Genomic DNA, 13,634 nt, shown 5'->3' with positions numbered 1-13,634 from the left:
TCTCAGGTACGAATCGGAAATGTCATAACTTGAGCGTGTGAGCAACCGACCCCTTGCTGCCGCTGGTCGTCTCGTTCCTCTCCTCCGCGCCGGACTGATCGCCGGAATCGTGGTCGCCGCCGTGGCGTACCCGGTGGCCGCCGCCACCGGTCTCGGCGCCAAGGTCACGGCGCACGCCATGGAACACAAGACCAAGATCCTCACCACCGCGCTGCCGGCCGAGACGTCGTACGTCTACGCGCCGGACGGCAAGACGGTGCTGACGATGTTCTACGAGGAGTACCGGCAGTACACGAAGCTGGCCGACATCTCGCCGAACATGCAGCAGGCCATCGTCGCCGCCGAGGACAACCGCTTCTACCAGCACCGGGGCGTCGACCCGAAGGGCGTCGCCCGCGCCTTCGTGGCGAACGCCCGCTCCAGCGGCGTCTCCCAGGGCGCCTCGACCCTCACCATGCAGTACGTGCGGATGGCGCTGCGGGACAGCGCGCGGACACCGAAGGAGGTGCAGGAGGCCACCCAGCAGACCAGCCTGCGCAAGGTCAAGGAGATGCGGATGGCGATGGACCTGGAGAAGGAGCTGAGCAAGGACCAGATCCTGGAGCGCTACCTCAACTCCGCGTACTTCGGGCACCGCGCGTACGGCATCTACGCGGCCAGCGAGATCTTCTTCTCCAAGGCCCCCAAGGACCTCAGCCCCGTCGAGGCGGCCACCCTCGCCGGCCTGGTCAAGTCCCCCTCCGAGTACGACCCGGCGAGTTCCGACCAGAAGGACGCCACCGGCCGGCGCAACTACGTGCTGGACCGGATGGCCCAGCTCGGCTACCTCTCGCCGGACGCCGTCGCGCAGGTGAAGACCGAGCCGATCCGGCTGAAGCTGAGCTACCCGCCGAACGACTGCGCCTCGGTGCCGGAGAAGTGGAACAGCTGGGGCTTCGCCTGCGACTACCTGAAGAACTGGTGGAGCGCGCAGCCCGCGTTCGGCGAGAACCGGCTGGAGCGGATGGACAAGCTGCGCCGGGGCGGCTACCGGATCGTGCTGAGCCTGGACCCGAAGATCCAGGAGGCGGCGGAGAGGAACGTCGGCAGCAAGGAGAGCACCGGCAGCCCGTTCGCCAACGGCATCGTGGTCTCCGAGCCGGGCACCGGGCGGGTCAAGGCGATGGCGGTCAACCGGACGTACTCGCTGGACCTGAGCGAGAACGGGCAGAGCTCCAACCCCGAGGCCGGCCCGAACGTCAAGGCGAACTACCCGAACACCGTGGCGCCCCTGCTCGGCGGCGGCGACCTGCCCGGCTACCAGGCCGGCTCGACGTTCAAGATGTTCCCGATGCTGGCCGCCCTGAACGCGGGCCTGCCCCTGTCCACCTCGTTCAACGCCCCGTACCGGTACCGCTCCGAGGTCTACGACGGCTGGTCGCCGTCCAACGCCAGCGGCGCGATGAGCGGCAACCAGACCATGTGGTCCGGCTTCGGCAAGTCCGTGAACACGTACTTCGTGTGGCTGGAGGAGCAGATCGGCGCGGACAAGGCGGTCCGCCTCGCCGAGCAGCTCGGGCTGCGCTGGCGTACCGACGTCGACCGGGAGCACGCCTCCCCGGCGAAGGCGAACAAGTGGGGCGCGTTCACCCTCGGCGTCTCCGACGCCACACCGCTGGAGATGGCCAACGCGTACGCCGCCATCGCCGCGGACGGCCGCTACTGCGAGGCGATCCCGGTGCAGGCGATCTACGACCGGGACGGCAGGCCGACCACCTGGAAGACCGCCTCCGGGATCGAACGCGAGGTCGCCAAGCCCCGCTGCCGACAGGTGGTGAACGCCGACGCCGCCCGCGCCGCCACCGACGCCGCGCGCTGCCCGACCGGCGACACCCCGGCCCGTGGCGGCTGCGGCGGCTGGTCGACCGCGGACAGCGTGCGGGGCACCGTCGGCCGCCCGGTCGCGGGCAAGACGGGCACCACCGACAGCACCCGGTCCGCCTGGTTCGTCGGCTACACCCCGGAGCTGGCGGCGGCGAGCTTCATCTCCGACCCGGACAACCCGTTCAACGCCGTCGGCGACGGCCAGTCACAGATCCCGATCAGCGCGGTGGCGGAGACCCTGCGCGACGCCCTCAAGGGCCAGCCCACCCGCCAGTTCACCCCGCCCTCGGACCGCATCGTCGGCTGACCCCGGCCGTGCCGGGTCGGACGGCAGCCCTCGTCGGCCGCGGGTGGTCAGGGCCGGATGGCGGACGGCGTCAGCGCAGGTCGGCGTGGACGAGGGACCAGACCTCCAGGTCCACCCGGCCGCCCCGGACGAAGCCGGCGTTGCGCAGCAGCCCCTCGTAGCTGAAGCCGGCCTTCTCGGCGACCCGACGGGAGGCCAGGTTGCCGGGGGCGACCCGCAGCTCGACGCGCTGGAAGCCGTGTTCGAGGATCAGCGCGATGGCGAGCGCGTCCACCGCCTCGACCGCCAGGCCGAACCCCCGGGCGTGCGCCGCCATCGCGTACGAGACCTCGGTGCACCGGGCGCCCCAGTCGGTGCGCCGGGTCCACAGGCAGCCCACCACCCGGTCGTCCTCCCGGCGTACCACCGCGTAGTGGTCGCCGTCGCCGCTGTCGCGCCGCTGCCGGGCCAGGTCGGTGCACCAGGCGAGCCCGTCGATCTGACCGGAGCGGTCGGCCAGCGGCAGCCACCGCTGGGTCTGCCGGTCGCCGAAGACCTCGTCGGCCGCCGCCGCGTCGGCCCCGGTCAGCGCGCGTACCTCGGTGCGGGGCGTGGAGACCGTCAGCGCCGGGAAGCGACGGACCGCCACCTGACCGATCATGCGGGCACCCCGTCGGGCCGGACGGTCGCGGGATCGGCCGCCGCCGCGTCCACGAGGCGGGCCGCCAGCTGCGGGTACGCCGCCCAGTGCAGGGTCAGCTGCGAGGCGTGCACGCCCCGCCAGACGAAGCCCTCGGGCGCCCCGCCCTCCCAGCTCCACGCCGGCCGGGCCCCGGCGCGCGGGGTCAGCACGCCGTGGTGCTCCTTGTGCCCGGCCACCACCGTGCCCGCCGGCCCCACGAGGCTGCCCGTGAGCGCGGTCGCCTCCCGGTAGCCCACCACCAGGCCCTCGCGGCGCGTCCCCACCGCGTCGAGGACGCCGCACATCGGCAGCCCGTCCAGCTCCCGGGCCAGCCAGAGCAGCCCCGTCCCCTCGGCGACGACGGGCCGCCCGGTGCGGGCCAGCTCGGCGACCGCGATGCAGAGCCGGCGGTTGGCGGAAAGCTGCCCGGCGTACGACTCGGGCAGTGCGCCGCCGACGACCAGCCCACCGGTGCCGGCGGGCAGCGCCTCGTCGTGCAGCGGGTCGACCGTCACCACCTCCGCGCCGGCCGCCCGGAGCAGCTCGACGGTCTCGGCGTGGCTGTAGCTGCCGCCCGGCGCCCCGGCGACCGCGACGACGGGACGCGGCCCGGTGATCTCCCGCCCGGCCTCCGGCACCCAGGGCGGGGCGGGCAACGGTGGGACGGAACGGGCCAGGCCCAGCAGCCGGTCCAGCTCGACGGTGGCGGCGACCGCCTCGCCGAGCCGGCGGACCGCGCGGGTGGCCTCGTCGGTGCCGGCGAGCGCGGGCACCGCCCCGTACCGGCGCGGGGGCAGCACGGACGGCAGGTCCTGCCGGCGCAGCGCGCCGTAGACCGGCACGCCGATGTCGTCGAGCGCCTCGCGGAGCAGTTCCTCGTGCCGGGCGGACGCCACCCGGTTGAGGATCACGCCGCCGAGCCAGAGCTGCTCGTCGTACGACCGGAAGCCGTGCACCAGGGCGGCCACCGACTGCCCCGTCGCGGCGACGTCGACCACCAGCACGACCGGGCTGCGCAGCCCGATGGCCACGGCGGCCGTCGACTCGCTCTCGGGGCGGCCGGTGAGGCTGTCGTACAGGCCCATGCTGCCCTGCACCACGGCGAGCCCGGCCCCGGCCGCGCCGTGGCCGAACAGCGGGGCGATCCGGTCGGCGCCGACCAGCCGGGGATCGAGGTTCCTGCCGGGGCGACCGGCGGCCAGCCCGAGGTACGCGGTGTCCACGCGGTCGGCTCCGACCTTGAATCCGGCGACGTCGACGCCCCGCCCGGCGAACGCGGCGAGCAGCCCGATCGCCACCGCGTTCTTGCCGTGGCCGGAGGACGGCGCGCTGAGCACCAGGCGCGGCACGACGGTCATCATCGACTCCCTGCGGGGCGGCGGGGGGACCTGCGGCGGGCCGAGCGCGCGGTCCGCCCGCGTGACGATAGCCCAACGGGCCGACGGGTGGCCGCCGCCGAGCGGCCCGAGCGGGCGGTGTCGGGGCCACCAGCCTGCGGCCCGGCCGGCGGACCGGGACACCGCCCGGTGGGCGCGTCGGCACCGCGTCCGGGCGCGGAAGGGGGCTGTCGCAGCGAGTGCCTCCCGTCACAGGGGTAGCCTCGTGGCGTGTACCGGTTCCTGCTGACGCCGCGCTGGCTGGGCATCTTCGCGCTGACCCTGGTCGCCGCGGCGGTGATGGTGATGCTCGGCAACTGGCAGCTGGACCGCTACCACGGCCGCACGGAGATCAACGAGCGGATCGACGCCGGCCTGCGGATGGACCCGGTGCCGCTGCGGGACGTGCTGCCCGCCCCGGGCGGCGGCAGCGGCACGGCGGGCCCCGCCCCCGCCGCCGAGAAGGCCTGGACCAGGGTCACCGTGACCGGCCGCTACGACCCGGCGAACGTGGTCCTGGTCCGGGGACGCTCGGTTGACCGCACGGTCGGCTTCGAGGTGGTCACTCCGCTCGTGCTGGCCGACGGCACGGCCGTGCTGGTGGACCGGGGTTGGATCCCGCCGGCCCGGGGCGGCGACGCGACCGTCCAGCCCGACGTGCCGCCCGCCCCACCCGGCGAGGTCACCGTGACGGGGCGGGTACACCTGAGCGAGAGCGGCTCCGTCGCCGTGACCCGGCGGGACGGCAAGCTGGAGACCCGGCGGATCGGCGTGCCCCGGCTGGCGAGCGAGCTGCCGTATCCGGTGCACGGGGCGTACCTGCTGTTGGACGAGCAGACCCCGGCGGCCGACCCGGTCTTCAAGGACGTGCCGGTCGGATACACCAACAACTGGCAGAACTTCGGCTACGTCGTGCAGTGGTGGATCTTCGCGGCGATGACCCTCTTCGGCTACGGCTGGGTGGCCCGCCGGGAGGCCCGCCGGCTGGCGGGGGTGGGGCCGAAGCAGCCCGTCGACCGGGCCGCCGAGCCCGCGCCACAGGGCGCCGCCTGACCGTCCCGCGAACCGCCGTCGGCAGGCCCCGCCCGACCGCTCAGTCGGCGACGCGGCCGGCGTGGATGGCGCGTACGGCGTCGATGGTGTCGGCCTCCGCCGCCGTCTTGTCGTCGCGGTAGCGCAGCACCCGGGCGAAGCGCAGCGCCATCCCACCCGGATAGCGGGTGCTGGTCTGCACCCCGTCGAACGCGATCTCGACCACCTGCTCGGGGCGCACCCGCACCTCCCAGTCGCCGTGCTCGACGGCGAGGCCGAGGAAGCGCTCGGTCTGCCAGCGCAGCATCTCGTCGGTGAGGCCCTTGAACGTCTTGCCGAGCATGACGAAGTCGCCCGTGCGGGGGTCGCGGGCGCCGAGGTGCAGGTTGGACAGCCAGCCCTGGCGCCGGCCGCTGCCCCACTCCACCGCGATCACCACCAGGTCGAGGGTGTGCCGGGGCTTCACCTTCACCCAGGCGGCGCCCCGCCGGCCGGCGTCGTAGGGGGCGTCGGGCGCCTTCACGACGACCCCCTCCTGGCCCGCGTCGACGGCGGCGGCGAACGCCTCGCCGGCCCGCTCGGGGCTGTCGACCTCCATCCGGCCGACCAGCAGCGAGGCGTCGACGGCGGCGTCGAGCGCGGCCCAGCGCTCCCGGCCGGGCCGGTCGACCAGGTCGTCTCCGTCGAGGTGCAGCAGGTCGAAGAAGTACGGCGTCAGCACCGTCTCACCGGCGGCCGCGGCGGCCCGCCCGGCCGGGGACGCCGTGGCGCGCCGCGCCGCCCGGCTCGACGTCTGCTGGAAGGGCAGGGGCCGGCCCGTCTGGTCGAGCCCGATCGCCTCCCCGTCGAGCACCAGCTCGCGCGCGGGCAGCGCGCGCACGGCGGCGACCACCTCCGGCAGGCGGGCGGTGATGTCGTCTAGGCTGCGGCTGAACACGGCGATGTCGTCGCCGGAGCGGTGGACCTGGATCCGGATGCCGTCGAGCTTCACGTCGACCACGGCGGGGGTGCCGGTGGCGGCGAGGGCCTCGTCGACCGAGGGCGCGCTCTGGGCCAGCATCGGCGCGAGCGGGCGGCCGACCTGGAGGCCGAACGCGGCCAGCGCCGCCGCGCCCCCGTCGAGCGCGGCGACCGCGACCGCGCGCAGGTCGCCCGCAAGCAGCAGCGCCCGGCGTACGGCGGAGACCGGCACCTCAGCGGCCCGCGCCACGGCGTCGGCGAGCAGCCCCGCCTGCGCGCCCTGGCGCAGCTCACCGCTGAACAGGCCGGTCAGTAGCCGCTGCTCCTCGGCCGTGGCGGCGGAGTAGAGGGCGCCCAGCAGCGTCCGGCGGCGGGCCTGCGAACCCGGCCCGTGCACGGCGGCGATCTCGTCGATGGCGGCGTCGACGGCGGCCACGGTCAGGGTCGGCTCTGCGGCGGGCGGCGGCAGGTCACGCAGGCTCGCCCAGCCCACCCCGGTCTGCCGCTGGCGCAGCTCGCCGGCCAGCCAGCCGGCGCCCGCCGGCACCTCGGACGGGTCGAGCGCCCGCAACGCGGTGGCGAGCAGCTCCACCTTGGCCCGCCGGGCCCGGGTGGCGCCGACGGCTGCGGAGGTGGCTGCCAGGTCGAGGAACCGCACGGTCTCCATCCTGCCAGCCACCCCCGACACCACCCCGGACATTGCCGTGCCCGGGCGCCGGAAAACCCTGGTGGTCAGGGCTGGCGGGTCAGGCCGAGACGGGCTCCTCGATGCGCAGCCCGCGGGCGCGGATCTCCTCGGCGACCCGGGAGAGGGCCGTGTCGAGCGCGACCAGCACGGCGGACAGATCGCCGAGCTGCTCCTTGAGCGTGTCCTCGGGCCAGGCGGAGACGTCGACGTCCCCCAGTGCGCTGACGGCGGCCTCGAGCCGACCCATCACCTCATTCGTACGCATGTTCGAAAGGCTATAACAACGCCGCGTCCGACACACCGCAAACTCCCCCATTGACCAGGAAGTTACGGTTCCGTCACCGCACGGCGTCGACGCCCGCCTCGGCGACGTTCCTGAGCAGCAGCGCCTCGGCCAGGCAGACCCGGGCGAACTCCCCGAGGTGCAGGCTCTCGTTCGGGCCGTGCGCCCGGGCGTGCGGGTCCTCCACGCCGGTCACCAGGATCGCCGCACCCGGGAACATCTCCTGGAAGGTGGCGATGAACGGGATCGAACCGCCGATGCCGAGGTCCACCGGCTCGGTGCCGTCCCAGGCGGTCCGGAACGCCGACCTGGCCGCGTCGAACATCGGCCCCGACGCGTCGATGACGCACGGGTCACCGTCGTGTTCGAAGACGACGTTGACCTGCGCGCCCCACGGGGCGTGCTTCTCGAGGTGGGCACAGAGGGCCGCGTACGCCCGCTTCGGGTCGTCGCCCGGCGCCAGCCGTACGCTCAGCTTGGCCCTGGCCGCCGGCACCAGCGCGTTCGGCGCCACGGCGGTGGCCGGGGCGTCGATGCCGAGCACCGCCAGGGAGGGCTTGGTCCAGAGCCGGTCGGTGATCTGCCCGGTGCCGATCAGGCTGACGCCCTCGGCCACCCCGGCCTCGGCGCGGAACCGCTCCTCCGGGTAGTCGACGCTCGCGCCCCCCCGGGCGAGCAGCCCGTCGACGGCGACGTCCCCGGCCTCGGTGTGCAGGCTGGCCAGCAACCGCGCCAGGGCGGTCAGCGCGTCCGGCACGGGTCCGCCGTACACGCCGCTGTGCACGGGGTGGTCGAGGGTGCGTACCTCGACGAAGCAGTTGACGATGCCGCGCAGGCAGGTCGTCAGCGCCGGTACGCCGATGTCCCAGTTGGTGGAGTCGGCGATCACGATGACGTCCGAGGCGATCTCGTCGCGGTGCTCGGCGAGCAGCCGCTCCAGCGAGTCGGAGCCGTACTCCTCCTCGCCCTCGATGAAGAGCACCACGCCGACCGGCAGCGCGTCACCGTACACGCGCAGCGCCGCCACGTGCGCCATGATGCCGGCCTTGTCGTCGGCGGCGCCCCGGCCGTAGAGCCGGCCGTCCCGCTCCACCGGCTCGAACGGGTCCGACTCCCACAGCGTCAGGTCGCCGACCGGCTGGACGTCGTGGTGGGCGTAGAGCAGCACCGTCGGCGCACCGGGCGGGGCCGCCCTCTTGCCGATGACCGCCGGCTGGCCACCCGAGCGCACGATCTCGACGTCGAGACCGCAGCCGCGCAGCAGCTCGGCCACGGCCTCGGCGGAGCGCTCCACGTGCGAGTGGTCGAAGCCCTCGAACGCGATGCCGGGGATGCGGACGAGGCGCTCCAGGTCGGCGCGTACCCCGGGCAACTCCCGCTCGACGGCGGCCCGGACCTCGGACTCGGACATGATCGGTGTGGTCATGACCGGCATCGTATGCCGGCCTTACCGACCCCACCGCCCGAGCCCGTCGCCGGCACGCTCGGTGACGCTCAGCGGCGACGCACGTAGTAGCGCTCGGCGTCGTGCGGCAGGCCCGGGGCGCCGTCGATTACCAGGTCCGCCCGCGCCTCGGTACCGTCGGCGGCGAAGTGCGCCCGCTCCCCGAGGTGCCAGCGGCGCAGCTCCGGCAGGATGCCCGGGCCGTCGCGCTCCAGCGCCCGGGCCAGCCGCAACGGCCCCGGGGCGGTGACGAAGACGGCCAGGCTGAGCTCTGCGGCGACGGCCGCCCGCGCCGCGCTCACCCCCTCCACGACGAGCACGGGCGCGACCGGGACCGGCACCGGGCGCGGCAGGAAGGCCCGCCGGACCCAGCTGTACCGGCGGTACGCCCCCGGCCGCCCGGCGCGCAGCGGCCCGAGCACCCACTCCTCCAGCCGGGGCCAGAAGGTGAGCTGGTCGTCCCAGCCGTCGAGCAGGTCGTCGGTGTGCACCACCGGCACCGGGCCGCCGCCGGGCCGGGCGGCGAGGGCGTCCGCGAGCCGCGCCGCGAACGCGCTCTTGCCCGCGCCGCTCGGCCCGTCCACCGCCACCAGCCGGGTCCGCCCCAACCGCGCCGGCCCGGCGAGCACCCGCCGGGCCAGCCGGTCGTACGCCTCGACCACCGCCACCACCACGGGCCGACGGTAACCAGGCGGCGTCCCCGGCCACCGCCCCGGGCCGGAGTCGGCGGCGGACGTTTCCGATCGGGGGTCGCCCGAACGAGCGGTCGTCGGGTGGGCCCGGGGCGTTCGTCGGGCGCGGCCCGGCACCGGACGCGATGATCTGCTGGTGTCCCACAGCGTGATGAGTCCGGGCGTAGACGCCCTTCTGGAACAGGCCCGCGTCGGGGTACGCCGGCTGACGCCGCAGCAGACCGTCGAGGCGGTCCGTACCGGGGCGTTGCTGGTCGACACCCGCACCGACGTGCAGCGACGGGAGCAGGGCGACCTGCCCGGCGCCATCGTGATCGACCGGACCGTGCTGGAGTGGCGGCTCGACCCGGCCAGCGCGTGGCGGATCCCCGAGGCCACGGGGTACGACCAACGGATCGTGGTGGTGTGCCGCCAGGGCTACAGCTCCAGCCTCGCCGTGGCGAGCCTGCGGGCGCTCGGCCTGCACCGTGCGACCGACATGATCGGTGGCGTGCAGGCCTGGCGCGAGGCGGGGCTGCCCATGTCCGACCGCCCCGCCGACGTCCGCCTCTGACCCGTCCCGCTCCCGCCGACCGACCTGCGCTGGCCGCTCCCGGCACCCGGTCGGGCGTGGTAGCGCGGCGACTCAAGGGTGGGCCGTGGCGGGTGACCGGTTCAGGGATGCTTCGGGGCACCCGGTGGAATGAACGGAAGGGTGGCCGGCGGGCCGGACTCGACGAGGCGCCAGAGCGCGTCGGTGTCGAGGTGCTCCTCGACCAGGTCGCCGAGCAGGTCCAGGGTGCGCTCGCGGGCGGCGGCGAACGCGGTGTCGGGGGCCACCGTGAAGCCGGTCCGGCCGGCGAGCCGGGCCGCCTCGGTCAGGAACCGGCGGCGGAACTCGTCGGACTCGAAGGCGCCGTGCCAGTGGGTGCCGTGCACGGCACCGGCCACGGCTCCCTCGCCGCTGCCGTCCGCGCAGGTCAGCAACGGGGTCAGCGCCGGGTCGGCGTGGGAGACGTACCCGTGGTGAATCTCGTAGCCGCGGACCGGGACGCCGCCGTCGGCGGCGCCGGTCGACTGGCGGACGGTCTTGCGCGGGTCGAAGGTGACCTCGATCGGCAGCAGGCCCAGCCCCGCCACGCTCCCCTGCCGGCTCTCCACCGCGTCGTGGATCGCCCGGGCCAGCATCTGGAAGCCGCCGCAGATGCCGAGCAGCGGCCTGCCCGCCGAGGCGTGCGCCAGGACGGCGTCGGCCAGGCCGGTCTGCCGCAGCCAGGCCAGGTCAGCCACGGTCGACTTCGAGCCGGGCAGTACGACCAGGTCGGCGGCGGCCAACTCGGCGGGCTCGACGGTCAGCCGGACCCGTACGCCCGGCTCGGTGGCGAGCGCCTCGACGTCGGTGGCGTTGCTGATCCGGGGCAGCCGGACCACGGCCACGTCCAGCCAGTCGGTGCCGCGTGGGGCGGCCGGTCGACCGAGCACCCGGCCGTACGCGAGCGAGTCCTCCGCGTCGAGCCAGAGGTCGAGCGCCCAGGGCAGCACCCCGTACGTCGGGCGGCCGGTGACCTGGCGCAGCATGTCCAGCCCCGGCCGCAGGAGCCCGGGGTCGCCCCGGAACTTGTTGATCACGAAGCCGGCGACCAGCGCCTGGTCGGCCGGGTCGAGCAGGGCGAGCGTGCCGAACATCGAGGCGAAGACCCCGCCCCGGTCGATGTCGCCGACCACGATCGTGGGCAGGTTCGCGTGCCGGGCCAGCCCCATGTTCACGTAGTCGCCGGCCCGCAGGTTGATCTCCGCCGGGCTGCCGGCCCCCTCACAGATCACGACGTCGTACGCGGCCCGCAACTCGGCGAGCGCCGCGTACGCGGTCCCGGCGAGCCGGGGACGCAGCTCGCGGAAGTTGCCCGCCGTGACCGTGTCGACCGCCTCGCCGAGCAGCACCACCTGGCTGGCCAGGTCGCTGCCGGGCTTGAGCAGCACCGGATTGAACCGCAGGTCGGGGGCGAGGCCGCAGGCGGCGGCCTGCATCGCCTGCGCCCGCCCGATCTCGCCGCCCCGGCCGTCGAGGCCGACGACGACGGCGGAGTTGTTGGACATGTTCTGCGCCTTGAACGGCGCCACCTTCACACCCCGGCGGTGCAGCCAGCGGCAGATGCCGGCGGTGAGGACGCTCTTGCCGGCGTCGGAGGTGGTGCCGGCGACCAGCAGGCCACCGCTCACCGGCCGTTTCCCCGCCCCGCCCCGGCCGCGACCGCTGGGTGCACCGCCCGGCGGCCGAGGGCGCTCGCCCGCACCGCCCGGCGACCGAAGGCGCTCGCGTTGATCGCCCGGCGACCGAAGGCGCTCGCCAGCCGGCCGAGGGTCAGCGGGTACGCGGCGGCCAGCCCGACCGCGGCCAGCCCGACCGCGCCCGAGATGCGGGCGGCCCGCTTCAGGTGCCGTGCCTCGGGTCGGGGACCGTCGCCGAGGAACGGGCGCACCTCCGAGCGCCCGAAGTAGACGTTGCGCCCGCCGAGCCGTACGCCGAGGGCGCCGGCCATGGCCGCCTCGCACTGCCCGGCGTTCGGGCTGGGATGGTCGTTGCGGTCCCGGCGCCACACGTGCAGCGCCCGTTCCCGGTCGCCGTGGGCCACCGGCGCGAGCGCGACGGTGAGCAGGCCCGTCAGCCGCGCGGGCACCAGGTTGAGCAGGTCGTCGAGGCGGGCGGCGGGGGTGCCGAAGCGGGCGTACCGCGGCGAGCGGTGGCCCACCATCGCGTCGAGGGTGTTCGCCGCGCGGTACCCGAGCAGGCCGGGCAGCCCCGCGACGGCGCCCCACAGCAGCGGGGCGACGACCGCGTCCGAGGTGTTCTCGGCGACCGACTCCACGGTGGCGCGGGCCAGCTCGGGCTCGTCGAGCAGGGACGGGTCCCGGCCGCAGAGGTGACCGAGCCGCTGCCGGGCGGCCGGGAGGTCGCCGGCGCGCAGCGCACGCCCCAGCACGTTGGCCTCGTGCCGCAGCGTGCGCCCGCCGAGCACCGTCCAGGTGCCGGCGGCGACCAGGGCCGCCCGGGCCACCGGCCGGCGGCGGGTGGCGACCGTGGCGGCCACCCCGAGCAGCACCGGCGCGCCGACCGCCAGCGCCGTGAACCCCGCTCCGGCCCGCCGGTTCGGGCGGTACGCCCGCCGTTCCAGGGCCCCTACGGCACGGCCGAAGCCGGCCACGGGGTGGTACCGACGGGGGTCACCGAGAAACGCGTCGAGGGCGTAGCCCGCGACCAGTCCCGCCACGTTCGCCACCGGCGTCACCTGCCGCACCCGACACCACCTCCGGCCGGCCAGCCTAACCGAGCGTCCACCCGTCCCGGCCGGGTGAGCGCCGCGCGCGGCCAGGACGAGGCTCGCGCAGCGGCTGCCGCCGGGCGACACGCGGGGTGACGACGGATCCGCCGGCGCCACCCCGCCCCCGTCGTGTCGCCCGGGCGCGGGCGGTCACGCGGGCTGCGGCAACCGCCCCCGGCCACGGCGGCCACGGCCGGTCGGGGACACGCCCGCCTCGGACTCCTCGGAACCCTCGGCCGACGGGCCCGGCTCCCCCGCCGGCACGTCGCGCCGACCGTCCTGGGCGGCCGGCGCGTCCTCGGCCGGGTCGGTCGCCGGCGTCCCGCCGGACCGCGGCTCCGGACCGTCGGGCTCCTCACCGTGGGGCTCGTCCGCCGGGTCGTCGAAGGGGTCGAGCGAGCCGTCGAGGGCGGTGTCGGCCGGCTGGCCGCGTCCGGCGGCGAACGCGCCGAAGTCGGGCTCGAAGTCGTCGTCGAGCGGCCGGCGGTCCGGCAGGACGGGGGCCTCCTCGTCGGGCACCGGCTCGGTCGCCTCACCGTGCACCCGGTGCTCGGCCTCCGCGTCCTCGACGGTGCTGGTCGTCATCGTCGGCCGGTTGCGCTGGAACCGGCTGCGGCCCCGGGACAGGTCGTGGCCGACGGCGACCGCCTCCAACTCGTAGAGGGAGCGGTGGTTGCCGGCGTCGTCGGTCCAGTCGCGGGTGTAGAGCCGGCCGCAGACCACCACCGGGTCGCCGACCATCACCGAGGCGGCCACCCCCTCGGCGAGCTTGCGCCAGCAGTTGACGCGTACGCGCAGGCTGTTGCCGTCGACCCAGCGCCCGCTGTCGCGGTCGAGCCGGCGGGCGGTCGAGGCGACCTTGAAGTTGGCCACCAGGGTGCTGCTCTGGGTGGTACGACGCCACTCCGGCGCGGTCAGCACGTTGCCCACGATCGTGACGTAGGTGTCGAACATCGTCCCTCCAGGGGGAGATCGGGCTTGCCATCGCGAGTCGACTCGGTGCCGAGCCTGGGCCCTCGGGGGCGGGCG

11 protein-coding genes and 1 pseudogene are annotated in these 13,634 nt (G+C 75.3%); 3 read left to right on the top strand and 9 right to left on the bottom strand.

The annotated features are described in order from the left end of the window. The first annotated feature begins 37 nt into the window (after positions 1–37). Positions 38–2,170: a transglycosylase domain-containing protein gene (locus ACGFIG_RS05015; protein WP_392999238.1), complete on the top strand. Its 2,133-nt coding sequence runs from the start codon at positions 38–40 to the stop codon at positions 2,168–2,170. 70 nt (positions 2,171–2,240) lie between these two features. On the opposite strand, the gene ACGFIG_RS05010 is transcribed toward ACGFIG_RS05015, so the two are convergent. Together ACGFIG_RS05010 and ACGFIG_RS05005 are read right to left on the bottom strand one after the other, a co-directional pair. After that, complete coding sequence (locus ACGFIG_RS05010) at positions 2,241–2,810, bottom strand: GNAT family N-acetyltransferase (RefSeq protein ID WP_392999236.1); 570 nt, start codon at positions 2,808–2,810, stop codon at positions 2,241–2,243. Beyond that, positions 2,807–4,189, bottom strand: a complete 1,383-nt coding sequence (locus tag ACGFIG_RS05005) for a cobyrinate a,c-diamide synthase (protein ID WP_392999234.1) — start codon at positions 4,187–4,189, stop codon at positions 2,807–2,809. Before ACGFIG_RS05005 ends, ACGFIG_RS05010 begins: the two co-directional genes overlap by 4 nt. A 249-nt stretch (positions 4,190–4,438) precedes the next feature. Here ACGFIG_RS05005 and ACGFIG_RS05000 point away from each other — a divergent pair, with 249 nt between their 5' ends. Next, positions 4,439–5,260 (top strand): SURF1 family protein, encoded by an 822-nt coding sequence (locus ACGFIG_RS05000; RefSeq protein ID WP_392999232.1) that lies wholly within the window; start codon positions 4,439–4,441, stop codon positions 5,258–5,260. Positions 5,261–5,300: 40 nt separating this feature from the next. Here ACGFIG_RS05000 and ACGFIG_RS04995 read toward each other — a convergent pair whose 3' ends face one another. The 4 genes and pseudogenes from ACGFIG_RS04995 to ACGFIG_RS04980 form a co-directional block, all read right to left on the bottom strand. Further along, positions 5,301–6,866 carry an ATP-dependent DNA ligase gene (locus tag ACGFIG_RS04995; protein ID WP_392999230.1) on the bottom strand — a complete coding sequence of 522 codons (1,566 nt, stop codon included), beginning with the start codon at positions 6,864–6,866 and terminating at the stop codon, positions 5,301–5,303. A 79-nt stretch (positions 6,867–6,945) separates the two neighbouring features. Then, on the bottom strand, positions 6,946–7,152 hold the full coding sequence (locus tag ACGFIG_RS04990) for a hypothetical protein (protein ID WP_392999228.1): 207 nt from the start codon (positions 7,150–7,152) through the stop codon (positions 6,946–6,948). A 73-nt stretch (positions 7,153–7,225) separates the two neighbouring features. Beyond that, positions 7,226–8,581: a dipeptidase gene (locus tag ACGFIG_RS04985; protein WP_392999464.1), complete on the bottom strand. Its 1,356-nt coding sequence runs from the start codon at positions 8,579–8,581 to the stop codon at positions 7,226–7,228. Then, a pseudogene (locus ACGFIG_RS04980) lies at positions 8,571–9,288 on the bottom strand (uridine kinase); the annotation flags it as partial. The gene ACGFIG_RS04985 and the pseudogene ACGFIG_RS04980, both read right to left, overlap by 11 nt. Positions 9,289–9,457: 169 nt before the next feature. Between ACGFIG_RS04980 and ACGFIG_RS04975 the strand changes: the two are divergent. Then, the gene (locus ACGFIG_RS04975; RefSeq protein ID WP_392999462.1) at positions 9,458–9,859 is read left to right on the top strand and encodes a rhodanese-like domain-containing protein; all 402 of its coding nucleotides are present in this window, start codon (positions 9,458–9,460) and stop codon (positions 9,857–9,859) included. 101 nt (positions 9,860–9,960) lie between these two features. Here ACGFIG_RS04975 and ACGFIG_RS04970 read toward each other — a convergent pair whose 3' ends face one another. The 3 genes from ACGFIG_RS04970 to ssb all read right to left on the bottom strand — a co-directional run bounded on the left by ACGFIG_RS04970 (position 9,961) and on the right by ssb (position 13,559). Further along, complete coding sequence (locus tag ACGFIG_RS04970; protein WP_392999226.1) at positions 9,961–11,505, bottom strand: cobyric acid synthase; 1,545 nt, start codon at positions 11,503–11,505, stop codon at positions 9,961–9,963. Beyond that, a complete protein-coding gene (locus ACGFIG_RS04965) occupies positions 11,502–12,581 on the bottom strand; it encodes a cobalamin biosynthesis protein (protein WP_392999224.1) in 1,080 nt (359 codons plus the stop codon). Before ACGFIG_RS04965 ends, ACGFIG_RS04970 begins: the two co-directional genes overlap by 4 nt. Before the next feature lie 174 nt (positions 12,582–12,755). Continuing rightward, positions 12,756–13,559 (bottom strand): single-stranded DNA-binding protein, encoded by an 804-nt coding sequence (gene ssb / locus ACGFIG_RS04960; protein ID WP_392999222.1) that lies wholly within the window; start codon positions 13,557–13,559, stop codon positions 12,756–12,758. Positions 13,560–13,634: the final 75 nt, after the last annotated feature.

Source organism: Micromonospora sp. NPDC049048, assembly GCF_043197615.1.
Classification (GTDB): Bacteria; Actinomycetota; Actinomycetes; order Mycobacteriales; family Micromonosporaceae; genus Micromonospora.
Note: the sequence above shows the minus strand (reverse complement) of the source record. Positions and strands in the feature narration are given on the sequence as shown.

Excerpts from the sequence above, each read along its gene's own strand:
- ACGFIG_RS05010 (WP_392999236.1), bottom strand. The coding sequence starts at position 2,810 with ATGATCGGTCAGGTGGCGGTCCGTCGCTTCCCGGCGCTGACGGTCTCC.
- ACGFIG_RS05005 (WP_392999234.1), bottom strand. The coding sequence starts at position 4,189 with ATGACCGTCGTGCCGCGCCTGGTGCTCAGCGCGCCGTCCTCCGGCCAC.
- ACGFIG_RS04995 (WP_392999230.1), bottom strand. The coding sequence starts at position 6,866 with ATGGAGACCGTGCGGTTCCTCGACCTGGCAGCCACCTCCGCAGCCGTC.
- ACGFIG_RS04990 (WP_392999228.1), bottom strand. The coding sequence starts at position 7,152 with ATGCGTACGAATGAGGTGATGGGTCGGCTCGAGGCCGCCGTCAGCGCA.
- ACGFIG_RS04985 (WP_392999464.1), bottom strand. The coding sequence starts at position 8,581 with ATGTCCGAGTCCGAGGTCCGGGCCGCCGTCGAGCGGGAGTTGCCCGGG.
- ACGFIG_RS04975 (WP_392999462.1), top strand. The coding sequence starts at position 9,458 with ATGAGTCCGGGCGTAGACGCCCTTCTGGAACAGGCCCGCGTCGGGGTA.
- ssb (WP_392999222.1), bottom strand. The coding sequence starts at position 13,559 with ATGTTCGACACCTACGTCACGATCGTGGGCAACGTGCTGACCGCGCCG.